At 60.9% G+C, this 22,113-nt stretch carries 23 protein-coding genes; 3 read left to right on the forward strand and 20 right to left on the reverse strand.

Translation table 11 applies throughout. The annotated features are described in order from the left end of the window. Positions 1-20 precede the first annotated feature (20 nt). Positions 21-1,676, forward strand: coding sequence for an electron transfer flavoprotein-ubiquinone oxidoreductase (locus HNP49_RS05125; protein ID WP_184681241.1), 1,656 nt, complete (start codon positions 21-23; stop codon positions 1,674-1,676). 52 nt (positions 1,677-1,728) lie between these two features. Here the strand turns inward: HNP49_RS05125 and HNP49_RS05130 are convergent, their stop codons facing one another. The 17 genes from HNP49_RS05130 to HNP49_RS05210 form a co-directional block, all read right to left on the reverse strand. Beyond that, entirely contained in the window at positions 1,729-2,298 is a 570-nt protein-coding gene (locus HNP49_RS05130) for a DUF1285 domain-containing protein (protein WP_184681243.1), read from the reverse strand. An 11-nt stretch (positions 2,299-2,309) separates the two neighbouring features. Next, the gene (locus HNP49_RS05135) at positions 2,310-2,915 is read right to left on the reverse strand and encodes a DUF4823 domain-containing protein (protein WP_184681245.1); all 606 of its coding nucleotides are present in this window, start codon (positions 2,913-2,915) and stop codon (positions 2,310-2,312) included. A 68-nt stretch (positions 2,916-2,983) separates the two neighbouring features. Further along, positions 2,984-3,880 carry a radical SAM protein gene (locus HNP49_RS05140; RefSeq protein ID WP_184681247.1) on the reverse strand — a complete coding sequence of 299 codons (897 nt, stop codon included), beginning with the start codon at positions 3,878-3,880 and terminating at the stop codon, positions 2,984-2,986. A 170-nt stretch (positions 3,881-4,050) separates the two neighbouring features. Beyond that, positions 4,051-4,689: a TetR/AcrR family transcriptional regulator gene (locus tag HNP49_RS05145; protein ID WP_184681249.1), complete on the reverse strand. Its 639-nt coding sequence runs from the start codon at positions 4,687-4,689 to the stop codon at positions 4,051-4,053. A 381-nt stretch (positions 4,690-5,070) separates the two neighbouring features. Beyond that, positions 5,071-5,850: a TatD family hydrolase gene (locus HNP49_RS05150; RefSeq protein WP_184681251.1), complete on the reverse strand. Its 780-nt coding sequence runs from the start codon at positions 5,848-5,850 to the stop codon at positions 5,071-5,073. A 46-nt stretch (positions 5,851-5,896) separates the two neighbouring features. Then, the gene (locus HNP49_RS05155; protein ID WP_184681253.1) at positions 5,897-6,253 is read right to left on the reverse strand and encodes a PilZ domain-containing protein; all 357 of its coding nucleotides are present in this window, start codon (positions 6,251-6,253) and stop codon (positions 5,897-5,899) included. 34 nt (positions 6,254-6,287) lie between these two features. Then, positions 6,288-7,274 carry a DNA polymerase III subunit delta' gene (locus HNP49_RS05160; protein WP_184681255.1) on the reverse strand — a complete coding sequence of 329 codons (987 nt, stop codon included), beginning with the start codon at positions 7,272-7,274 and terminating at the stop codon, positions 6,288-6,290. Then, on the reverse strand, positions 7,267-7,899 hold the full coding sequence (gene tmk, locus HNP49_RS05165; RefSeq protein ID WP_184681257.1) for a dTMP kinase: 633 nt from the start codon (positions 7,897-7,899) through the stop codon (positions 7,267-7,269). The genes HNP49_RS05160 and tmk overlap by 8 nt, the downstream gene beginning before the upstream one ends. Next, a complete protein-coding gene (gene mltG / locus HNP49_RS05170) occupies positions 7,896-8,945 on the reverse strand; it encodes an endolytic transglycosylase MltG (RefSeq protein ID WP_184681259.1) in 1,050 nt (349 codons plus the stop codon). Before mltG ends, tmk begins: the two co-directional genes overlap by 4 nt. A 3-nt stretch (positions 8,946-8,948) precedes the next feature. Beyond that, positions 8,949-9,764, reverse strand: coding sequence for an aminodeoxychorismate lyase (gene pabC, locus HNP49_RS05175; protein ID WP_184681261.1), 816 nt, complete (start codon positions 9,762-9,764; stop codon positions 8,949-8,951). Continuing rightward, complete coding sequence (gene fabF / locus HNP49_RS05180) at positions 9,764-11,008, reverse strand: beta-ketoacyl-ACP synthase II (protein WP_184681263.1); 1,245 nt, start codon at positions 11,006-11,008, stop codon at positions 9,764-9,766. The genes pabC and fabF overlap by 1 nt, the downstream gene beginning before the upstream one ends. 102 nt (positions 11,009-11,110) lie before the next feature. Further along, entirely contained in the window at positions 11,111-11,347 is a 237-nt protein-coding gene (gene acpP, locus HNP49_RS05185; protein ID WP_095938962.1) for an acyl carrier protein, read from the reverse strand. 191 nt (positions 11,348-11,538) lie between these two features. Next, on the reverse strand, positions 11,539-12,282 hold the full coding sequence (gene fabG / locus HNP49_RS05190; protein WP_184681265.1) for a 3-oxoacyl-ACP reductase FabG: 744 nt from the start codon (positions 12,280-12,282) through the stop codon (positions 11,539-11,541). Positions 12,283-12,296: 14 nt separating this feature from the next. After that, positions 12,297-13,235: an ACP S-malonyltransferase gene (gene fabD / locus HNP49_RS05195; RefSeq protein ID WP_184681267.1), complete on the reverse strand. Its 939-nt coding sequence runs from the start codon at positions 13,233-13,235 to the stop codon at positions 12,297-12,299. Between the two features lie 98 nt (positions 13,236-13,333). Beyond that, a complete protein-coding gene (gene plsX, locus HNP49_RS05200) occupies positions 13,334-14,344 on the reverse strand; it encodes a phosphate acyltransferase PlsX (RefSeq protein ID WP_184681269.1) in 1,011 nt (336 codons plus the stop codon). 2 nt (positions 14,345-14,346) lie between these two features. Then, entirely contained in the window at positions 14,347-14,529 is a 183-nt protein-coding gene (gene rpmF / locus HNP49_RS05205) for a 50S ribosomal protein L32 (RefSeq protein WP_184681271.1), read from the reverse strand. 13 nt (positions 14,530-14,542) lie between these two features. Next, positions 14,543-15,070: a YceD family protein gene (locus tag HNP49_RS05210; RefSeq protein WP_184681274.1), complete on the reverse strand. Its 528-nt coding sequence runs from the start codon at positions 15,068-15,070 to the stop codon at positions 14,543-14,545. Positions 15,071-15,176: 106 nt separating this feature from the next. Between HNP49_RS05210 and HNP49_RS05215 the strand changes: the two genes are divergently transcribed. Continuing rightward, positions 15,177-15,755 (forward strand): nucleoside triphosphate pyrophosphatase, encoded by a 579-nt coding sequence (locus HNP49_RS05215; RefSeq protein ID WP_184681276.1) that lies wholly within the window; start codon positions 15,177-15,179, stop codon positions 15,753-15,755. A gap of 47 nt (positions 15,756-15,802) precedes the next feature. On the opposite strand, the gene HNP49_RS05220 is transcribed toward HNP49_RS05215, so the two are convergent. From HNP49_RS05220 to rluC, 3 genes are read right to left on the reverse strand one after another with little or no spacing between them, the layout of a single operon-like run. Then, positions 15,803-16,768, reverse strand: coding sequence for a S49 family peptidase (locus HNP49_RS05220; protein WP_184681278.1), 966 nt, complete (start codon positions 16,766-16,768; stop codon positions 15,803-15,805). Then, positions 16,758-17,450 (reverse strand): HAD-IA family hydrolase, encoded by a 693-nt coding sequence (locus tag HNP49_RS05225; protein ID WP_184681280.1) that lies wholly within the window; start codon positions 17,448-17,450, stop codon positions 16,758-16,760. Before HNP49_RS05225 ends, HNP49_RS05220 begins: the two co-directional genes overlap by 11 nt. Continuing rightward, positions 17,443-18,396 (reverse strand): 23S rRNA pseudouridine(955/2504/2580) synthase RluC, encoded by a 954-nt coding sequence (gene rluC / locus HNP49_RS05230; RefSeq protein ID WP_184681282.1) that lies wholly within the window; start codon positions 18,394-18,396, stop codon positions 17,443-17,445. The genes HNP49_RS05225 and rluC overlap by 8 nt, the downstream gene beginning before the upstream one ends. A 561-nt stretch (positions 18,397-18,957) precedes the next feature. Here rluC and rne point away from each other — a divergent pair. Further along, positions 18,958-22,023 (forward strand): ribonuclease E, encoded by a 3,066-nt coding sequence (rne, locus tag HNP49_RS05235; RefSeq protein WP_184681284.1) that lies wholly within the window; start codon positions 18,958-18,960, stop codon positions 22,021-22,023. The last annotated feature ends 90 nt before the right edge of the window (positions 22,024-22,113 follow it).

Below are 22,113 nucleotides of genomic sequence, written 5' to 3' on the forward strand. Positions count from 1 at the left end.
CCTTGAGTAGGAGATTGACTGTGGAACGCGAATACATGGAATTCGACGTCGTCATCGTCGGCGCCGGCCCCTCCGGCCTGTCCGCCGCCTGCCGACTGAAGCAGAAGGCCGCCGAAGCCGGTCAAGAGATCAGCGTTTGCGTGGTCGAGAAAGGTTCCGAAGTCGGCGCCCACATTCTCTCCGGCGCAGTATTTGAGCCCCGCGCCCTGAATGAACTGTTCCCTGACTGGAAGGAACTGGGCGCACCGCTGAATACCGAAGTCAAGCGCGACGACATCTATCTGCTCAAGAGCGAAGAGAAAGGCGTCAAGGTCCCGAACTTCTTTGTGCCTAAGACCATGCACAACGAAGGCAACTACATCATCTCCCTGGGCAACCTGTGCCGCTGGCTGGCTCAGCAGGCCGAAGGCCTGGGCGTTGAGATCTACCCGGGCTTCGCCGCCCAGGAAGCCCTGATCGACGAGAACGGTGTGGTGCGCGGCATCATCACCGGCGACCTGGGCGTCGACCGTGAAGGCCATCCGAAGGAAGGCTACTACACCCCGGGCATGGAACTGCGCGCCAAATACACCCTGTTCGCCGAAGGCTGCCGTGGCCACATCGGCAAGCAACTGATCAAGAAGTACAACCTCGACAGTGAAGCCGATGCCCAGCATTACGGCATCGGCATCAAGGAAATCTGGGATATCGATCCGGCCAAGCATGAGCAGGGCCTGGTGGTGCATACCGCCGGCTGGCCACTGTCCGACGAGAACCCAGGCGGCTCCTTCCTCTATCACCTGGAAAACAACCAGGTGGTGGTCGGCCTGATCGTCGACCTGTCCTACGGCAATCCGCACCTGTCACCGTTCGACGAGTTCCAGCGCTACAAGCACCACCCGGTGATCAAGCAGTACCTGGAAGGCGGCAAGCGCGTCGCCTACGGTGCTCGCGCCATCTGTAAGGGCGGCCTCAACTCCCTGCCGAAGATGGTATTCCCGGGCGGCGCGCTGATCGGTTGCGACCTGGGCACCCTGAACTTCGCCAAGATCAAGGGCAGCCACACCGCCATGAAGTCTGGCATGCTGGCCGCCGAATCCGTGGCCGAAGCCCTGCTCGGCGGCAAGGAAGGCGGCGACGAACTGACCAACTACGTCGACAACTTCAAGTCCAGCTGGCTGTATGAAGAGCTGTTCTGCAGCCGCAACTTCGGCGCTGCGATCCACAAGTTCGGCGCCATCGTCGGTGGCGCCTTCAACTTCATCGATCAGAACATCTTCGGTGGCAAGATTCCGTTCACCCTGCACGACAACAAGCCGGACTACGCCTGCCTGAAGCCGGCCGCAGAGTGCCAGAAGATCAGCTATCCGAAGCCGGACGGCAAGATCAGCTTCGACAAGCTCTCCTCGGTATTCCTCTCCAACACCAATCATGAAGAGGAACAACCCTGCCACCTGAAGCTGACCGATCCGAGCATCCCGCTGGGCAAGAACCTGCCGCTGTACGATGAACCGGCACAGCGCTACTGCCCGGCCGGCGTGTACGAAATCGTCACCCAGGAAGACGGCAATCAGCGCTTCCAGATCAACGCGCAGAACTGCGTACACTGCAAGACCTGTGACATCAAGGATCCTTCGCAGAACATCACCTGGGTGGCTCCGGAAGGCACCGGCGGCCCGAACTACCCCAACATGTAAGACCAGTAAAAAAGGCTCCCTAGGGAGCCTTTTTTATTTCCGCGTTTGCCTTCTAGGCCGGTAACAGCCCGATCGGGAAAAACTGCCCCGCGCTCCACACCCCCAGCCATTGCTGTCCCTCGATCTCGCGCTCTACCGCCATCTCCACCAGTTGGTAGAACACATTGCGATGGATCAGTGCCTCCAGGTTGCTACGCACCAGCAGGTAGGGGGACGGCTCACCAGACTGCTCATCCAGCACGACGCGCAGTGGATGATCTGCATCGGCCACCACCTCATCCTCGACATTGGTGATAAAGCGCAGGCACTGCTGCTCATCCTCGCCCTCCACACGCAATTCCACCGCGACAAAGGGCGCATCGTCGACCTGGATACCAACCTTCTCGACTGGCGTAACCAGCACGTAGTCGTCGCCATCGCGACGAATGATGCTGGAGAACAGCTTGACCATCGGCTTACGCCCGATCGGTGTGCCCTGGTAAAACCAGGTACCGTCGCGGGCAATGCGCATGTCGATATCGCCACAGAACGGTGGATTCCACAGATGCACCGGCGGCAAACCCTTGCCGGCGGCGGCAGTCACCTGACTCAACAGATCGCCCGCCTTGCCCACGCCCACCATGTCTGACTCCGTTATTGATCGTTAAGCCCCAGCAGACGCCGGGCATATTCCTGCAACGGCGGCCCGAGGAAATCCTCCGGGTTACTGTCGTACCAGGAGAACAGACCACCACGATTACGAATCCGCGCCGTATCAACCAACTGCCGGGTATTGGCCTCGATCAACATAATCTGAATCACCCCGCGATCAGTACCGAGGCGATCGACCGCCTCCTGATCCGCCCACTCGTCATAGGTGCCGATACGATCATCGACACTGGCAAAACGACAATACAGCAGGTAATGCGCTCCGGCCATGCGGGTTTCTGCCATGGCCTTTTCCAGCCCAAGCGGTCCGCTGGCCCGCCGCACCAAGGGGAAATACTCGACAAATCCTTCGAACGCCTCATCCGCGACCACGTTCGGCCGCACAACGCCATTACCCTGCGGTGCAAAAGTGCCCTGGGCGATATAGATGAAAGAGTCCGGCTGCAGGCGCCAGTTATAAGCTCGCCGAATGTCGCTGTGATCCAGCACACCAGCATCGCGCAGCTGATACTCGGTACCGGCGGCCATGTCACTGACCTTCATGCAACCAGCCAGCATGACCAGCAACAGCGCAAGCAACAGATTAGGCATTGCATCTCTCCCTTGCGGCAAGACGATGCCGCACCCAGGACCCTCTGCAGATTTTGCGCCAGACTGTGCTACAGACCGCGCTGCCACTCCTGACGCAGGCGAATCTGTTGCGGCTGCTCGATGGCCATGCGTACCTGTGCCAGCATGCGCGCCTTGTCCGCGCCCAGGTTGCCCTTGAGCACCAGATAGTTGGAGGCATGATCACTACGGAAAACCGTATCGCGCAGCTCGAGGGTTTGCAGCAGCCGCTCGACCTCCAGGAACAGCTCCTGCTGGGTCAAAGGCGTGAAATCAGGAAAACGGGAGCGCACACGCTCGTCACCCAGCGGAAAGCTCACCACCAGGGTCGACAGATATTCCGGCTGAGCATCGTTCATCAGACGCGCCGAGTTCAGCGCATGCTGCTCGCTGTAGCGCTGACCACCCAGACCGTTGAGAATCATCACCGAGCGGGTAATACCGGCCTGCCCCAGCTTGTCCAGAGCACTCAAGGTCGACTCGTAGGTCTCGCCCTTGTTGATCAGCTCCAGCACCTGATCATCCCCGGACTCGGCACCGACATAAGCCATGCGCAACCCGGCATCGGCCAGTTCCTTGAGTTCCTCCACCGACTTCTTGCGCAGATTGCGCGGCAGGCAGTAACTGGAAACCCGCTGCACATCGGGCATGTATTCGCGGATGGCGGTGAGGATATTGAGCAGCCGCCGGGTCGGCAGCACCAGAGCATCGCCATCGGCCAGGAAGATGCGCTGCACGATCAACTGTTCGCCGGCACGCCGGATCTCGTCCAGCACCTGCGCCTCGTCACGGGCGCGGAACTTCTTCTGCGGCGCGGTGTACATCTCACAGAAGGTGCAGCTGTTCCACGAACAACCGTTGGTGACCGGCAGAATCAGCGAGTGCGCTTCGCTCGGCGGACGGAAGACCGGTTCGATGTACTGAATGGGGAAAGCGGCAGGCGACATGTTGATAACACCCATGAAGGAACCAGCAAAACGCGCCCGCGCATCAAGCGCGCCCTTGTCTGTAAACAGTAAATGGCCTCTGCAACGGCCCGCAAGACTGCCTCACGGTTTGATCCGTGGAGGCTCACAGCATCCGCGGAGAGGATGCTGGCGCCCCCCCCGATGCCCCATCAGGCAGCCGGCTGCTCGCCGTCTCGCTTGCGCTTGTTGCCCATGCGCACGCCGATATCCATGAGGAACTGGAAGAAGCCATCCTGATCCTCCAGCACACCACTCCAGAACGGCGAGTGGTACAGCGCTACCGCGCCATGTACCAGCGCCCAGGCAGCACAGTAGTGGAAGTACGGCGGCACATCTTCCAGTTTGCCGTCGGCGATGCGCTCCTTGATCAGCTGGGTCAGGTGTTCGAAGTTGGAGGTGCGAATGGTGTGCAGCTCCTCGACCATCTCTGGCACCTGATTGCCCTTGACCACCTTTTCTTCCAGGCGGTCAAACAGGCGGTAGCGCTGCGGGTCGCGCATGCGGAACTCGAAGTAGGCGCGTGACAGCGCCTCTTTGTCGCGCGCGACGTCCTCGGAATGCAGCAGCGCATTCAGATCCCGCTCGTAATCGAGCATGAGGCGCAGGTAGATCTCCGCCTTGGACTTGAAGTGCTTGTAGATGGTGCCTTTGCCGATCCCGACAGCATCCGCGATCATTTCGACCGTAACGCTATCCTCACCCTGTTCAAGAAACAGCTTCAGCGCGGTGTCCAGGATCTCCTGTTCACGACGGCGAAATTCACGGACTTTTCTGGGTTCTTTTTGCATAAATGGACTGACTGATCAAATCGGGTCAAAAAACGAAGGCGCGTATTATGCCTATCCGCATTGAAAATGCACGGAACATCGCTGCCACAACCCCCACTTTCGTCGAGTTCTCAGCTGCGAGGCCAAAAGCGCTTCGCCTGGCACAGAACCAATCAGTCACTGCCAAGCGCTTCTTCTGGTATTCCAAAAGCGTTTAAAAAAAGCAGCCAGGGCCACTGGACTTCGAGCAAGTCTGACCAATACTCGTAACTACCGGTGCGCGGCAACTCCCCCCCTAACTGCCCCGCCGGTCGAGGTACCGTGGACCGCGTACCTTGTTTTACTCCTAATGGTCTTGACCCGGATTCATCCCCCAGAACCCGGGTTTTTTTTATCCGCGATTTAGCCCCGAGCCAAAGGAAACAGACGGAAGAAATTCTCACCCGTCTGCTCGACCAGGGTTTCATAACTCACGCCTCGCAGCACCGCCAGATACTCGGCGACCTCGCGTACATACTGCGGCAGATTCGGCTTGCCGCGATGCGGAACCGGCGCCAAGTAGGGCGCATCGGTTTCCACCAGCAGCCGGTCGCTCGGAATCTGCCTGGCCACATCACGTAGCGCCTCGGCATTGCGGAAGGTGACGATGCCGGAAAGAGAAATATAAAAACCGAGATCCAGCGCAGCCCGCGCCATCTCCCAATCCTCGGTAAAGCAATGCAGCACGCCGGCCTGCGGCAAGGCGGCTTCGCGTAGCAGCGCCAGAGTATCGGCCCGCGCTTCTCGGGTATGCACGATCACCGGCTTGCCAGTGATCTTTGCCGCCTGCAGATGCAAGGCGAACGACGCCTGCTGCAAGGCCGCTGCCTCCGGCTCATAGTGGTAATCGAGACCGGTCTCGCCAATGGCCACGACCCGCGGATGCGCCAGCTCGCTAAGCAACCAGTCCAGGGCAGGCGCCGCGCCAGGCTCAAGGTCCAGCGGATGCACGCCAACCGAGCAATGAACATCAGGATATTGCTCGGCGACCTGCTTGACCGCTGAGGCGTTGGCGGCACTGACGCCGATGCAAAGGAAATGTCCGACGCCGCGCGCGCGCGCCGCATCCAGAGCCGCCTGCAGCGAACCGCCGCAGGCACTCAGGTCGAGTCGATCAAGGTGACAGTGGGAATCAACCAGCATGTTCATAGCCCGGCGGCGCACTGCGCCGGGCAGCACGCCGTATCAATTACATGGTGTGGGTAGGACGATCGGACTTCAGCGCACCGGCCAAGTAGGTCTCGATCTTGTTCCGTGCTGTGGCGTCGCCATCATTGAACTGCACGCCAACACCAGCCGCGCGGTTGCCCTGGGCACCCTTCGGGGTAATCCAGACCACCTTGCCGGCCACCGGAATCTTTTCCGGCTCGTCCATCAGGTTGAGCAGCATGAACACTTCATCGCCCAGCTTGTAGCTCTTGTTGGTCGGAATGAACAATCCGCCATTTCGGATGAAGGGCATGTAGGCGGCATACAGCACCGACTTGTCCTTGATGGTCAGGGACAGAATGCCGTTACGCGGGCCCAGATTGGGTGGCAAGCTCATGCAGCGTTCCTAGCGAAATATCCGATGACCGATTCTAGCCCGGCCCAGGCAGGCTTGCCCACCTTACCAGCAAGGCTTCGAGAAGCAATACGCGGTTCAGGTTGGCTTTATTCAGGACCTTTTGCCGCTGTTCGAGCAACCACTGCTGCAGATCGAGCACCTTGGCCTGGGTACTCTTGTCGCCCAGGTACTGCAAAACCTTGTGCATGTCCGGCAAACCCAGCGCCTGCTCATCACCGCTCAACTGGTAACGCAGGAGCAGGTGCGCCCACTGGCTGAACCAGTCGAACAGCAGAATCAGCGACACGGCATTCCAGCCTTCGGCCAACTGCGATGCCGAGGCCTGCTGCTTAAGCAGCTTCTTTACCCCCTCCACCACCAGTGCCCGGGCTTCGCGCACACCCTGTTCCTGCAGCCGTTGCGCTGACAGCGGAGAGCCCGCCGCCAACTCCAGCAACTCGCGATGCTCATCCACATTCAGGGCCGGCAGGTTCTGCGCCAGCCAGGCCAGGCTTTGCACCTCGCTGGGAAACGGGCAGGCCTGCTGCACGCAACGACTCTTGATGGTCGGAAGCAAGCGGCTGGGCTGGTGACTGATCAGCAGCAGCACGGTATCGCCGCTGGGCTCCTCCAGGCTTTTGAGCAAGGCGTTGGCGGCGTTGATATTCATCGCTTCGGCCGGTTCCAGGAGAATCACCTTGCGCCCACCGAGCTGAGCGGTCTGCACAACGAAATCGACCAGCTCGCGCACCTGATCCACCTTGATGGCCTTGTCGGCCTCTTCCGGCTCCAGGGTAAAGGTGTCCGGATGAGTGCCAGCCGCGAGCAATAGGCAGCCCTTGCACTGACCACAGGCAAAGCCCGCCTGTGGCGACTGACAGAGCAGACGCGCGCGCAAATGCTCGGCCAGCTGGCGCTTGCCAATGCCGGCCGGGCCATGCAGCAGATAGGCATGGGCATGCTGGCGGCGCTCGGAGAGCTGCGTCCACAAGTGCGCCTGCCAGGGCAGCAGATCAGCCACGAACTCGCCCCAGCAATGTAGGGCAGAGCGCCGCGAGATCAGCCTGCACCTGACTCAGCGGCTGCGCCGCATCCAGTACGCGGTAGCGTTCCGGGGCCTGAGCCGCGCGCGCCAGATAGGTCTGCCGCACCGCCTCGAAAAACGACTGTTGCTCCTGCTCGAAACGGTCGAGCTTGCCGCGCGCCGCCGCCCTGGCCAGACCTACCTCGACCGGCAGATCGAACACCAGTGTCAGGTCAGGACGCAAATCGCCCTGGACAAACTGTTCGAGAATGGCGATACGCTCATACGCCACACCCCGCCCACCACCCTGGTAGGCATAGGTGGCGTCGGTAAAGCGGTCGCACAGCACCACCGCACCACGCGCCAGTGCCGGTCGAATCACACCGGCCAGGTGCTGGGCACGGGCAGCGAACATCAGCAGCAGCTCGGTATCGACCGCCATAACCTCACTGTCCGGGGCCAGCAACAGCTCGCGAATGCGCTCGGCAAGTGGTGTGCCGCCCGGCTCGCGGGTCAGCACCACTTCGATACCAGCCTGCATCAGCAGCTCGGCCAGATATTCCCGGTTAGTGCTCTTGCCAGCACCCTCGGGCCCTTCCAGGGTAATGAACAGTCCGCTCACGGTGTGTCCTTCTGCGCGGGAGCCGGGCTAGAGCGATAATCCGCCCGACGTTGCAACTGGTATTCACGCACGGCGCGGTTATGCACCGCCAGCGAATCGGAAAAAACATGGCTGCCATCGCCACGCGCCACGAAGTAAAGACTCTGGCCATCGGCCGGATGCAGTGCTGCATGGATCGCCTCGCGCCCGACCAGAGCAATCGGCGTCGGCGGCAGCCCCTTGATCACATAGGTGTTGTAAGGGGTTGGCTGACGCAGATGCGCCCGTGTCAGATTACCCTGATAGCGCTCGCCCAGGCCGTAAATGACCGTCGGATCGGTTTGCAGCAGCATGCCCAGGCGCAGACGGCGCACGAACACGCCGGCGATCTGCGGGCGCTCGCTGGCCACACCGGTTTCCTTTTCCACCAGGGACGCCATGATCAGCGCCTGGTAAGGCTCGCGATACGGCAGATTATCGGCACGCTTGGCCCACTCCTCGGCCAGCACCTGCTCCTGGCGCTGCAGCGCCTGACGCAACAGCTCGATATCACGCATGCCACGGATATAGCGGTAGGTATCTGGAAAGAAACGACCTTCAGGATGCATGCCCGGCTGGCCCAGCTTGGCCATGATCTCGGCATCACTCAGGGCAGTGAGCGTCTGCTGCAGACGCTCCTGAGCCGCCAGATGAGCACGCACCTGGCGAAAGTTCCAGCCCTCGACCAGGGTGAGGCTGTACTGCACCACCTCACCACGCTGCCACAGCCCCATCAGCTCCTCCGCACGCATGCCCGGCTGCAGCCGGTATTCACCACTGTGCAGCGGTTGTTTCAGGTTAAAACGCCAGTACAGACGCAACCACAACGCCCCGGACAGCACACCATCCTGCTCCAGGCGATTGAGCATCAAGCTGGGCGAGGAACCTGCCGGCACCTCCAGCAGGCGCTCCTGATGGAGATTGAGTGTCTGCTGCAGCGCCTGCTGCTGCGACCAGAACGCCCAGCCGATCAGCAGCGCGGCCAGCACGACGGCACCTTGCAGCAGGAGCAGCAGTTTGCGTATCAAGGATCAGCCTTCCAGCAGAATATGGGCAATGGCCTGCAGTTTACGGGTGAGCGGGCCGACCGGCCAGTGGCGCTGCAGGTAGCCACAGACCGGCCAAACCCCGTACAGGCTGTTGCACAGCAGAACCTCATCGGCCTGCAGCAGATCATCTACTGACAGATCGCCAATACGCGACTCGATGCCCTGCTCGCCAGCAACCTGCAACAAGGCGGCGCGCATCACCCCGGCAACACCGCAGCGCTGCAGGTCAGGCAGCAGCAAGACGCCATCCTTGACCAGCAGAAGATTGCTGAACACTCCTTCAATGATGCGCCCTGAGGTGTCGCACAGCAGCCCTTCGGCATAAACGGGATCCTGCCACTCGGCACGCGCCAGTACCTGCTCCAGACGATTGAGGTGCTTGAGGCCTGCCAGCAGCGGCTGCTCGGCCAGGCGAGTCTGGCAAGGAAACAGCCGCACACCCTGCTCGGCATGCTGATCCGGCCACTCCGGCAAGGCACTGGCCAACAGAATGCGCCGCGGCCGCGATTCGGCCGGCGGCGCATAGCCTCGCAAGCCATCACCACGAGTGATGATCAGCTTGGCAACACCCTGCCCCAGCAGTGCGGCAAAGGTGCGCAGCTCCTCTTCCACCTGTGCCAGGTCGAGCCCAATGGCCAAACGCTGGCAAGCAGCGGCAAGGCGCTGCAGATGCAGCGTCAGCAGCGGAATTCTACCGCCACTGACACGCAGGGTTTCAAACAGACCATCGCCATAAGCCAGACCGCGATCACTCAGCGGCAGCTGACTGGCCGGCTGCCCATCCACCCAACTGAGCATCAGCCGTTGAAGCGCCGGAACAGCAGCGAACCGTTGGTCCCGCCAAAGCCGAAGGAGTTCGAAAGCACCGTATCGATGGCCATGGCGCGCGCCTGGTGCGGAACGAAGTCGAGATCACAGCCTTCGTCGGGGTTGTCGAGGTTGATCGTCGGCGGTGCAACCTGATCGCGGATGGCCAGGACGCTGAAGATCGCCTCCACCGCACCCGCGGCGCCCAGCAAGTGACCGGTCATCGACTTGGTCGAGCTCACCGCCAGGCGATAGGCGTGCTCGCCGAAAACCGCCTTGACCGCGCTGGCTTCGGCCTTGTCGCCGGCCGAGGTGGAGGTGCCATGGGCATTGATGTACTGCACCTGATCCGGATTCAGTCGCGCATCCTGCAGCGCGTTGCGCATGCAGCGTGCCGCCCCCGCGCCATCTTCCGGTGGTGAAGTCATGTGATAGGCATCGCCACTCATGCCAAAGCCGACCAGTTCGGCATAGATCTGCGCGCCACGCGCCTTGGCATGTTCCAGCTCCTCCAGCACCAGGGCGCCGGCACCATCGGAAAGGACAAAACCATCGCGATCCTTGTCCCACGGGCGACTGGCACGCTGCGGATCGTCATTGCGCGTCGACAAAGCCCGCGCGGCCGCAAAGCCGCCGATACCCAAACCACAGGCAGCCATTTCCGCACCGCCGGCAATCATCACGTCGGCTTCACCGTAGGCGATGTTGCGAGCGGCCATGCCGATGCAATGAGTGCCGGTGGTGCAGGCGGTGGCGATGGCGTAGTTGGGCCCTTGCGCACCGAGATGAATGGAAAGGAATCCGGAAATCATGTTGATGATCGAGCCAGGCACGAAGAACGGCGAAATGCGCCGCGGCCCCTGCTCGATCAAGGACTTGCAGTTGTTCTCGATATTGGTCAGACCGCCGATACCCGACCCCATCGCCACGCCAATGCGTTCGCGATTGGCATCGGTGACTTCCAGCCCCGAGTCGCGCACGGCCTGGAAACTGGCTGCAAGGCCGTACTGAATGAACAGATCCAGCTTGCGCGCCTCTTTGGCCGACAGATACTGCTCGACGTCGAAACCCTTCACCGAACCACCAAAACGGGTGGTATAGGCGGAAAGGTCCATATGTTCGATGAGGCCGATACCACTCTGGGCGGCCAGAATGCCTTGCCAGCTGCTGGCGACATCCACGCCCAGTGGAGAAAGCATGCCCATCCCGGTGACCACAACGCGTCTACGCGACACAGCGAAATCCTCTACCTGTAGCGCCCCAGCGGCGCACCTAAAGAAAAACCGCACGCCTTGCGGGCTGTGCGGTTCTTCGGATCAGCAAACAGCGATTACAAATTACTTGCTGTGCGCAGTAACGTAGTCGATGGCTTCCTGAACGGTGGTGATCTTCTCGGCTTGCTCGTCCGGAATCTCGGTCTCGAATTCCTCTTCCAGAGCCATCACCAGCTCAACGGTGTCAAGGGAGTCGGCGCCCAGGTCTTCAACGAAGGAAGCGCTGTTGGTGACTTCTTCTTCCTTAACGCCCAGTTGCTCGGCGACGATTTTCTTGACGCGTTCTTCGATGGTGCTCATACCGTATTTTCACTCCTATGGAAAAATTCCGTGCAGCTCGGGCTGCAGTGTATAGAAAGGGTTTTCTAACTTTCAAGCCAAAGACCGCAGCCCCTTGCTCGGGCTTGCCCATCGGCCGGCAAACCGCGTGGCAGTTTTATAACCGATTTTAGACAGCCTGTATGACAGTTTCGCGCAGGGCCGAGTCACATTTAGCTCATGTACATGCCGCCATTCACCGGCAATGTCGCGCCAGTGATATAGGCAGCGGCGTCGGAAGCGAGAAAACTCACTACCCCGGCGATCTCTTCGGCCTGCCCCAGGCGACCCAGTGGAATCTGCGTCAGCATGGCCTCACGCTGAGCATCAGTGAGCTCACGGGTCATGTCGGTATCGATAAAACCGGGAGCCACGGCATTGACCGTGATCGCCCGCGAACCAACTTCCCGCGCCAGGGCACGGGTAAAGCCCTCGAGACCAGCCTTGGCCGCCGCGTAATTCACCTGCCCGGCATTGCCCATCGCGCCGACCACCGAGCCGATATTGATGATGCGGCCCCAGCGTGCCTTGGTCATGCCGCGCAGCACACCCTTGGACAGGCGATAAAGGCTGTTCAGGTTGGTGTTGATGACATCGAACCACTCGTCATCCTTCATCCGCAACATCAGATTGTCGCGTGTGATGCCAGCATTGTTGACCAGAATCAGCGGCTGCCCGAGGTGCTGCTGGATATGTTCCAGCGTAGTGGCCACGGACTCGTCATTGGATACATCCAGTACCAGGCCCGCACCTTCGACGCCATTGGCCTTGAGCGTTTCAGCAATACGTTCGGCGCCATTGGGCGTCGTTGCTGTACCGATCACCACAGCACCCTGACGACCCAACTCCAGAGCAATCGCCTGACCAATGCCACGGCTGGCGCCAGTGACCAGAGCTACTTTTCCTTGCAATCGCATATCGTCACTCCCTCTCAGAGCAAAGCCGCCCGAGCTGCCGCGAAGGCATCCGGGGTTTCCAAATTATGGGTATTCACGCCTTTGACGCAGCGCTTGTTGAGGCCGGACAACACCTTGCCAGGGCCACACTCAACCAGCTCGGTCACACCCTGCCCGGCCAGACACTGCACCGTCTCGACCCAACGCACGGGGCTGTACAGCTGCGCCAGCAAATCACGTTTGAGACCTTCAAGATCGGCCGGCACGGCCGCACTGACATTCTGTACCAGCGCGATGGACGGCATTTGCCAGTTGAGTGCCTCGATGGACGCCGCAAACTGCTCGGCGGCCGGACGCATCAGTGCGCAGTGCGACGGCACGCTCACCGGCAACGCCATGGCACGCTTGGCGCCGCGCGCTCTGCAGGCCTCGATGGCACGCGCCACCGCACTGGCCGCACCGGCAATCACGACCTGACCCGGCGCATTGAAATTGACCGCACTGACCACCTCGCCCTGCTCCGCTTCAGCGCAGGCCGCCAGGACATCGGCATCCTCCAGACCCAGGATCGCCGCCATACCACCCTGACCAGCCGGAACCGCCTGCTGCATCAACTGCCCACGGCGCTCGACCAGACGCACGGCATCCGCCAACGTCAGGCTACCGGCAGCCACCAGCGCCGAGTACTCACCCAGACTGTGACCAGCCACGAAAGCCGGCTGCACGGCTGCCTCGGCTTGCCACAGGCGCCACAAGGCAACGGAGGCAGTGAGGATAGCCGGCTGGGTTTTGTCAGTCTGATTGAGCGACTCTTCAGGCCCCTGCTGGGTCAGCGCCCACAGGTCATAGCCAAGCGCGTCGGAGGCTTCGCTAAAAGTGTGCTGGATCAGGGGTTGTTGCTGCGCCAATTCGGCCAGCATGCCAACCGATTGCGAGCCCTGACCGGGAAAGACGAACGCGAGAGATGCGGACATCGAGGCAACCTTCTACAGAGAACAGGAGAATGACGTCTGGCCTAGCCAGCCATAACAAACTGACAGTTGGATGACCACCTGACGTACAGGGTCACATCCTACAGCAGCAGATTCCCCAGTCGACTGTGCAGACGCTGCGGCAGATTCTCGCGCACCTCGACCACTGCACGCGCAATCGCCACCTTGAAGGCTTCCTCATCGGCACCGCCGTGACTTTTCACGACAATCCCCTGCAATCCGAGAAAGCTCGCGCCATTGTGCTGGGCCGGAGCCAACTCATCCTGCAGGCGCCGCAGCAGCGGCATGGCCAGCGAACCAACCAGACGCGAACCCAGACTTTCCTTGAACAACGAGGCAATCCGCGCCGACAACATGGTCACCAGGCCTTCACTGGACTTAAGCAGGATGTTGCCGACGAAGCCGTCACAAACCACGACATCCGCTTCACCACGGTAGAGACCATCACCTTCGATGAAGCCGCAGTAGTTCAGCTCATCCGCCTGCTGCAACAAGCTCGCAGCCAGCTTCACCTGCTGATTGCCCTTGATGTCCTCGGTGCCGACATTGAGCAGGGCAATGCGAGGCCTGATCGTGCCCTGCACCTCCGCCGCCACGGCGCCCATCACGGCAAACTGATAGAGGTGCTCTGCACTGCAGTCGACATTCGCCCCCAGATCGAGCAGCAGCGTACGCCCAGCCTGAGTAGGAATACCCGTCACCATCGCCGGACGATCAATGCCGGGAAGGGTTTTCAGGACATAACGCGCCAGAGCCATCAGAGCACCGGTATTGCCGGCACTGACACAAGCCTGTGCCTGCCCCTGACGAACCAGTTCCAGCGCCTGACGCATGGAGGAGTCGGGCTTGTTGCGCAGGGCCTGAGCGGGACGCTCATCCATGGCAATGATTTCACTGGCATGCTCGACGCGCAGGCGTGCGCGATCAACACCAGACTGGCGGGACAGAATTTCTTCGAGAACTGGTGCCTGACCGACGAGGATCAGTTCGAGCGAGGGATTTTCGGCCATTGCCGAAAGGCAGGCCGGAACAATGCAACGGGGACCGAAGTCCCCGCCCATTGCGTCAATCGCAACAACAGATGCTGACAAGATTACTCAGCAGCGTCCTTGTCGATGACTTTGCGGCCACGGTAAACGCCTTCCGGAGTTACGTGGTGACGCAGGTGGACTTCACCGGTGCTCTTCTCGACGGACAGGGTGCTGGCCTCGAGAGCGTCATGCGAACGACGCATGTCACGAGCGGAACGGGATTTTTTGTTCTGCTGAACAGCCATAACTGATTAACTCCTAAACGTTTGGGTCACGCTTTAACTGAGCCAGTACGCTGAACGGGTTGGACCGCGAAACCTCGTTCTCATTCGGCTCTGGCTCATCTTGGCCCGCCGGCTGCTGGCAAACTTTTGCATCATGGAGCGGAACAATAGGCAAAGAGAGCAGAAGCTCGTCTTCAACCATTGTCAGCACATCCAAGGGCTCTTCACCCACTTCCAGCGCATCGTAGCCCTTGGGCAGAGAACGATCTGAATCGCCCTCTCTGACCATGGCATAGATGTATTCGCCATGAACCGGCAAAGCCGCCGGTTCCAGACAACGCTGGCAAATCATCCTGACCTCAACATCGAGCGAGCCCCGGATAACCGGAATACGCTGCTCGTCACGCTCGAATGTGAGACGCACTTGCACTTCACCGAGGTCATCGGTCAACTGCTCGCACAACCGCGGCAGGCTTTTCACCGGCACAACCCCCTCAAGGGTTATACCGCGATCAACCAGCTTACGGGGATCGACATGAGGTGGAATCGGTGCATTCAACATAGGCGCGACATTCTAGGGATGCCCCCAGGCGCTGTCAAAGAAAATTCAGCCTTTCCCCTGATCGCCCGCTAAAATCGCAATTCCTTGTTCAGATTGGAATTTCGCCATGCTGCCGCTGGTCCTGGCCTCGACCTCCCGCTACCGCCGCGAGCTACTGGAGCGCCTGCACCTGCCTTTCAGCACCGCCCCACCAGAGACCGACGAGACTCCGCTACCCGGCGAGCCCCCCGAACAACTGGTTTGCCGACTGGCCGAAGCCAAGGCCCGCGCACTCCAAAGCAGCCACCCGACGCACCTGATCATTGGCTCCGACCAGGTAGCTACACTGGACGGACAGATCATCGGCAAACCCCACACCTTCGCCAACGCCAAAGCACAACTGCAGGCCGCCAGCGGCCGCAGCGTGACATTCCTGACCGGCCTATGCCTCTACAACAGCCAGAGCAATCACTGCCAAGTCACCTGCGCGCCCTTTACAGTACATTTTCGCCAGTTGAGCGACGCCCAGATCGAGCGCTATCTGCAAGCCGAGCAACCCTACGACTGCGCCGGCAGCTTCAAGTCAGAAGGTCTGGGCATCAGCCTGTTCGCCAGCACCGAGGGCATCGACAGTACCAGCCTGATCGGCCTTCCACTGATCCGCCTGGTCGACATGCTAATAAAGGAAGGAATTACCCTGCCCTGAAACAAAAAGCCCGGCACATGCCGGGCTTTCCGTCCGAACAGCAACATTCAACGCAGCTGCGGCCCGGAAAAACCAGCCCAGATCGCCACATGCTCAGCCACGCTGGCACCCAGCTTCTTGGCAAAGCGATCCAGCGGCGTGTCCTGACGCGTGTAATCCACCAACTCTTTGGCTCCGATCACTTCGCGCGCCACATAGCTGCTATTACCCAGACCATCGATCAGACCAAGCTGTAGCGCCTGCTCACCGGACCAGATCAGACCACTGAACAGCTCAGGATGATCCTTGTCCTTGAGCCGCTCGCCGCGCCCCTGCTTGACGCTGGCAATGAACTGTTTGTGCGTGGTATCCAGCACCGACTTCCAGAACGCCGTTTCATCAGCCTTCGGCGGCTGGAACGGATCCAGAAATGCCTTGTGCTCACCGGCGGTGTAGATACGCCGATCAACACCCAGCTTATCCATCACCCCGACAAAGCCGAAGCCGGATGCCGTCACCCCAATCGAACCCACCAGGCTGGCCTTATCGGCATATATCGCATCGGCGGCACTGGCAATGTAGTAAGCACCGGAAGCCCCCAGATCGGTAATCACCGCATAGACCTTGATGCCCTTGTGCTCAGCACGCAGGCGACGGATCTCATCGTAGATATAGCCGGATTGAACCGGGCTGCCCCCAGGGCTATTGATGCGCAGCACTACACCCTTGGTATTCGGATCCTTGAAGGCCGCCCGCAAGCTGCCCACGACATTGTCAGCGCTGGCCGCTTCCTGATCGGCGATCATTCCGCGCACTTCCACCACAGCGGTATGCGGCTTGCCGCGCACCGCAGCCTCCTGCAGATTCATCTGCGGAGCAAACAGCGCCAGAGCACCGAACAGATAAACGAACGTCAGCAACTTGAAAAAGATACCCCAGCGACGCGCGCGCTTTTGCTCCTGCACGCCGGCCAGCAGGGTTTTCTCCAGCAGTTTCCAGCTGCGCTCATCACTCGACTTCAGATCATCCGACATAGGTCTCTTCCTTTACCCTCGACGCCACCCCTGACTCCAGCCAGTGACGCAACTGATCAAAATGCTCAACAGCGAGTACCGGCCCATGCGCGCGCAATCCCTCGAGCGACTGCGCACCATAACCGACCGCCACCGAATCCATACCCGCATTACTGGCCATCTGCAGATCGAAGGAAGAATCCCCCACCATGACAGCCGCAGCGGCGGGCAACGCGAAATACTCCAGAATCTCCTCCAGCATGCGCGGATGCGGCTTGCTGGCTGTTTCGTCAGCGCAGCGGGTGATATCGAAATAATTCGCCCAACCCCGCCCCTCGAGCACTCTCTGCAAACCATGGCGACTCTTGCCGGTCGCAACCGCCAAACGATAGCCCTGATCACGAAAAGCCTCCAAGGCCTCGGCAACACCGGGAAACAGTCGCGAAGGCTCGGACTCCAGATGCAGGTAATGCTCACTGTAGGCCTGACGAAACCGCTGCACCTGCGCCGGATCAAGCACATCGGGATACAGCGCCCGCACCGCCTCAGGCAAGCCCAACCCGATGATGCCGCGCAAGGCAGCATCCGACAGTTGCGGCAGCGCGCACACCTCGGCCGCCTCGCGCAGTGACTCGACGATGCGACCGATGGAGTCGACCAGCGTGCCGTCCCAATCGAAAATCAGCGCCTGATACCTAGCCACCGAGACGTTCCAGGGTGCTCGCCCACATGGCGTCCACTGGCGCTTCCAGGCTCAGCTCCTGCCCATCTGGCAGAGTTACACGCAACGCATGGGAATGCAGGAACAGCCGCTTACCACCCAGCTCGCGAATCTCGCGACTGAAATCCTCATCGCCGTATTTGGGATCGCCAGCAATGGCATGCCCGGCATGCCTGGCATGCACACGGATCTGATGAGTGCGCCCGGTAATCGGACTGGCCTCGACCAGGGTGGCAAACTCACCGAAACGCCGCACCACACGGAACACCGTGAGCGCCTCTTTTCCCTCGGGATTGACCTCGACCATGCGCTCGCCGGAACGCAGATTGTTCTTTAAAAGCGGAGCACTGATTTTTTTCTTCGCGGTCGGCCAGCTGCCGCGAACCAGTGCCAGATAGCGCTTATCGACGCCATCACCGCGCAGCGCCTCATGCAGATGCCGCAACATGCTGCGCTTCTTGGCAATCATCAGCAGGCCCGAGGTATCGCGATCCAGGCGATGGACCAGCTCGATATCCTTAGCATCCGGACGCAGCTGGCGGAATGCTTCGATCACCCCGTAATTGAGGCCACTGCCGCCGTGCACAGCAATACCGGCCGGCTTGTTCAGCACGATCAGCGCCTTGTCCTCGTAGACAATGGCCGCTTCGAGGCGCTCCAGCAGACCCTGCGCCAGCGGCGCCGGCTCATCCCGTTCAGCCAGCCGTAGCGGCGGCACGCGCACCACATCGCCAGCCTGCAGTTTGTACTCGGGTTTGATGCGCCCCTTGTTCACCCGCACTTCACCCTTACGCAGAATGCGATAGATCAGGGTCTTGGGCACACCCTTGAGCTGGGTGCGGAGAAAGTTATCGATACGCTGACCGGCATATTCCGGCGCAACTTCCAGCATTTGCACGCCAGCAGTTGGAGAAGAAGGAGTTGTCATCGGTGAATGATAACAATTTTTTATGCAATTGAAGCACTTAATGGTTGCTGCTATAGTCGCGAAGCCGTCCAAAGCGGCCTGGCCGTGCCGCGAGGGGAAATGCCCCGTATGCGCCGCCTGCGACCCAATAAGAGGACGCCAGACCGTCCTTCGAATGACTGCCCCAACAACGTGCACCATTCGTAAACCGCGTACTGGACATGAGAACGAGCAAATCGCGTTGATGATTTGCCCAATGTGAAACCCGCTTCCGGATTCAGTGAGCGGCACCCGATTTTCTGGATTGATGTGTAGGGTGGAGACGCACAACCGGCCTGCAGCAAGTGACCCCGCATCGAGATGATGCGCTAGTTTGTCCGCTGCCCCCGATTGATTCCTCCTCCTGATTGATTGCTTCCTGTCGTTACAGCAAGCAGGAGACGCTGTCGCAATGTAGCCACAGGCTGCATTTGCTGGACACAGGGAAGGCCCGCCTCCCCTGCAGCGCACCTGAACACCGACCAAGAGAGTCGTGTGTGCCGACCGCCGCTTCCGGATAGCCCGGAGACCGAACGGTACTACATGAAAAGAATGCTGATTAACGCAACTCAACCCGAAGAGTTGCGTGTTGCTCTGGTAGATGGCCAGAAGCTCTATGACCTGGATATCGAATCCGGCGCTCGCGAGCAGAAGAAGGCCAACATCTACAAGGGCCGCATTACTCGCGTCGAACCCAGCCTCGAAGCTGCCTTCGTCGACTTCGGCGCCGAGCGCCACGGCTTCCTGCCGCTGAAAGAAATCTCCCGCGAATACTTCAGCAAGGCTCCCGAAGGCCGCGTCAACATCAAGGAAGTATTGAAGGAAGGCCAGGAAGTCATCGTCCAGGTCGAGAAGGAAGAGCGCGGCAACAAAGGCGCCGCCCTGACCACCTTTATCAGCCTGGCCGGCCGCTACCTGGTACTGATGCCGAACAACCCGCGTGCCGGTGGCATCTCGCGCCGCATCGAAGGCGAAGAGCGTAACGAACTGCGCGAAGCCCTGAACGGCCTCAATGCACCGGCCGACATGGGCCTGATCGTGCGCACCGCCGGCCTCGGCCGCTCCAGCGAAGAACTGCAGTGGGACCTCGATTACCTGCTGCAACTGTGGAGCGCCATCAAGGACGCCTCGGGCGAGAAAAGCGCGCCGTTCCTGATCTATCAGGAATCCAACGTCATCATCCGCGCCATCCGCGACTACCTGCGCCAGGACATCGGTGAAGTTCTGGTCGACAGCGTCGAGGCCCAGGAAGAAGCCCTGTCCTTCATCCAGCAGGTCATGCCGCAGTACGCCAGCAAGATCAAGTTGTACGAAGACAGCGTGCCGCTGTTCAACCGTTTCCAGATCGAAAGCCAGATCGAAACCGCCTTCCAGCGCGAAGTGAAGCTGCCGTCCGGTGGCTCCATCGTGATAGACCCGACCGAAGCCCTGGTGTCCATCGACATCAACTCGGCGCGTGCGACCAAAGGCGGCGACATCGAAGAAACTGCCCTGCAGACCAACCTGGAAGCGGCTGAAGAAATTGCCCGCCAGCTGCGCCTGCGTGACATCGGCGGCCTGATCGTCATCGACTTCATCGACATGACTCCGGCCAAGAACCAGCGCGCCGTGGAAGAGAAAGTTCGCGAAGCTCTGGAAGCCGACCGCGCTCGCGTCCAGGTCGGCCGGATTTCGCGCTTCGGCCTGCTGGAAATGTCCCGTCAGCGCCTGCGTCCGTCCCTGGGCGAGACCAGCGGCATCGTCTGCCCGCGCTGCAACGGCCAGGGCATCATCCGCGACGTTGAATCGCTATCGCTGGCCATCCTGCGCCTGATCGAAGAAGAAGCTCTGAAGGATCGTACTGCCGAGGTTCGCGCCCAAGTGCCAATCCCGGTTGCCGCCTTCCTGCTCAACGAGAAGCGCAACGCCATCACCAAGATCGAGCTGCGCACCCGCGCGCGCATCATCATTCTGCCGAACGACCATCTCGAAACGCCGCACTTCGAAGTGCAGCGTCTGCGCGATGACAGCCCGGAAGTCATGGCTGGTCTGTCGAGCTACGAAATGGCCCCGAGCGAAGCGGAAGATGCTCAACCGGTCAGCGCCACCCGCACCTTGGTACGCCAGGAGGCCGCGGTGAAAACCGTAGCCCCGAGCCAGCCGGCTCCGGCCGCAGCCACCCCGGCGCCGGCTCCGGCCGCCCTGGCTCCGCAGCCGACCCCCGAGCCGAGCCTGTTCAAGGGCCTGGTCAAGTCGCTGGTCAGCCTGTTCGCCAGCAAGGAAGAGCAACCAGTAGTTGCTGCTCCGGCTGAACCGACCCCGCGTCAGCCGCAGCGCAATGAGCGCCGCGACGGCCGCAGCCAGAATCGCCGCCGTGATGGTCGCCGCGATGAAGAGCGCAAACCACGTGAAGAACGCGGCAACCGCGAAGAGCGTGGCGAACGCCAGCCGCGTGAAGAGCGTCAGCCGCGCGAAGGCCAGGAAGCCCGTCGTGAGCGCGCTCCGCGTGAAGAGCGTCAGCCGCGTGAAGGTCAGGAAGCCCGCCGCGAACGCGCCCCACGCGAGGAGCGTCAGCCGCGCGAAGAGCGTGCCGAGCGCGCACCTCGCGAAGAGCGTCAACCCCGTGAAGAGCGTGCTCCGCGTGAAGAACGCCAGCCACGCGAAGAGCGCGCTGAGCGTGCTCCTCGCGAGGAGCGTCAGCCGCGCGAAGGCCGCCAGCCGCGTGAAGAGCGCCAGCTGCGTCCAACCCTGGATGCCGCACCGGTAGTCGAAGAAGAACTGCCAAGCAACGAAGAGCTGCTGCAGGATGAGAGTATCGAAGGCGCCGAAGGTAACGACGGCAGCGAAGGTGATCGTCCTCGCCGCCGCTCGCGTGGCCAGCGTCGCCGCAGCAACCGCCGTGACCGTCAGCGCGAAGCCGGTATCGACGTCGCTGAAGACGACAGCGAAAACACCAGTGCCGCGCCTGCCGACAACAGCGTAGTGGCTGCCAGCGTCGTCGCCGCTATTAGCGAAGTCGTCGAAGCCGCTGCAGAAGCTCAGACTGCCAGCAGCGTTGAAGCCAGCCCGGCTACCGTCGAAGCCAGCACTGCCAGCGAAGAACCGGCCAGCCCGGCTCAAGCGGTCGCTGCAGCTGAGCCGGAACCAGTCCCGGCACAGAGCGAGACCAGCAGTGAAGCGGCACCCGTTGTTGCTCAGCCCGTTGTCGAAGTCGCCGTTGAGGCCGTAACACCTGCATCGGTCGAAACCGTTATCGAAGCGGCACCGGCTGTGGCTGCTGAGGTCACCACCGAAGCCAGCGCTGCGGCTATCGCTGCCGAGACCGGACGCGCCCTCAACGACCCGCGCGAGCGTCGTCGTCAGCGCCTGGAAGCCGAGCGCCTGGCCCGTGAAGCTGCCGAAGCCGCCAAGGCTGCGCCGGTAGCCGCTGCTGTTATCGCCGAAGTGGTCGTCGCCGAAGCGGTTGAGGCTGTCGCGGAAAGCACCGAGAGCAGCGAGCAGCAAGCCGCAGCCGAAGCGCCGAAAGCTGCTGTCGAGCAAGCGCCTACCGCTGACGAAGAAGTCAGTGCCGAGCCGCAATCCGTTGCGCTCAGTGCCGATGACGCCGAAGTGGAAAAACCGCAGGTCTAATCGCCCGCGTAATTAAAAAAGGGGGATGCCACAAGCATCCCCTTTTTTATATCTGCCGCTCCACTGGCAACCCCTTACCCATTAAACCTG

The organism is Pseudomonas fluvialis (assembly GCF_014207935.1).
GTDB classification, from domain to species: domain Bacteria; phylum Pseudomonadota; class Gammaproteobacteria; order Pseudomonadales; family Pseudomonadaceae; genus Aquipseudomonas; species Aquipseudomonas fluvialis_A.

Coding starts and splice junctions, on each gene's coding strand:
- HNP49_RS05130 (WP_184681243.1), bottom strand. CDS start 2,298: ATGGTGGGCGTGGGCAAGGCGGGCGATCTGTTGAGTCAGGTGACTGCC.
- HNP49_RS05135 (WP_184681245.1), bottom strand. CDS start 2,915: ATGCCTAATCTGTTGCTTGCGCTGTTGCTGGTCATGCTGGCTGGTTGC.
- HNP49_RS05140 (WP_184681247.1), bottom strand. CDS start 3,880: ATGTCGCCTGCCGCTTTCCCCATTCAGTACATCGAACCGGTCTTCCGT.
- HNP49_RS05145 (WP_184681249.1), bottom strand. CDS start 4,689: ATGCAAAAAGAACCCAGAAAAGTCCGTGAATTTCGCCGTCGTGAACAG.
- HNP49_RS05150 (WP_184681251.1), bottom strand. CDS start 5,850: ATGCTGGTTGATTCCCACTGTCACCTTGATCGACTCGACCTGAGTGCC.
- HNP49_RS05155 (WP_184681253.1), bottom strand. CDS start 6,253: ATGAGCTTGCCACCCAATCTGGGCCCGCGTAACGGCATTCTGTCCCTG.
- pabC (WP_184681261.1), bottom strand. CDS start 9,764: ATGCTCAGTTGGGTGGATGGGCAGCCGGCCAGTCAGCTGCCGCTGAGT.
- acpP (WP_095938962.1), bottom strand. CDS start 11,347: ATGAGCACCATCGAAGAACGCGTCAAGAAAATCGTCGCCGAGCAACTG.
- fabG (WP_184681265.1), bottom strand. CDS start 12,282: ATGCGATTGCAAGGAAAAGTAGCTCTGGTCACTGGCGCCAGCCGTGGC.
- fabD (WP_184681267.1), bottom strand. CDS start 13,235: ATGTCCGCATCTCTCGCGTTCGTCTTTCCCGGTCAGGGCTCGCAATCG.
- rpmF (WP_184681271.1), bottom strand. CDS start 14,529: ATGGCTGTTCAGCAGAACAAAAAATCCCGTTCCGCTCGTGACATGCGT.
- HNP49_RS05210 (WP_184681274.1), bottom strand. CDS start 15,070: ATGTTGAATGCACCGATTCCACCTCATGTCGATCCCCGTAAGCTGGTT.
- HNP49_RS05215 (WP_184681276.1), top strand. CDS start 15,177: ATGCTGCCGCTGGTCCTGGCCTCGACCTCCCGCTACCGCCGCGAGCTA.
- HNP49_RS05220 (WP_184681278.1), bottom strand. CDS start 16,768: ATGTCGGATGATCTGAAGTCGAGTGATGAGCGCAGCTGGAAACTGCTG.
- rluC (WP_184681282.1), bottom strand. CDS start 18,396: ATGACAACTCCTTCTTCTCCAACTGCTGGCGTGCAAATGCTGGAAGTT.
- rne (WP_184681284.1), top strand. CDS start 18,958: ATGAAAAGAATGCTGATTAACGCAACTCAACCCGAAGAGTTGCGTGTT.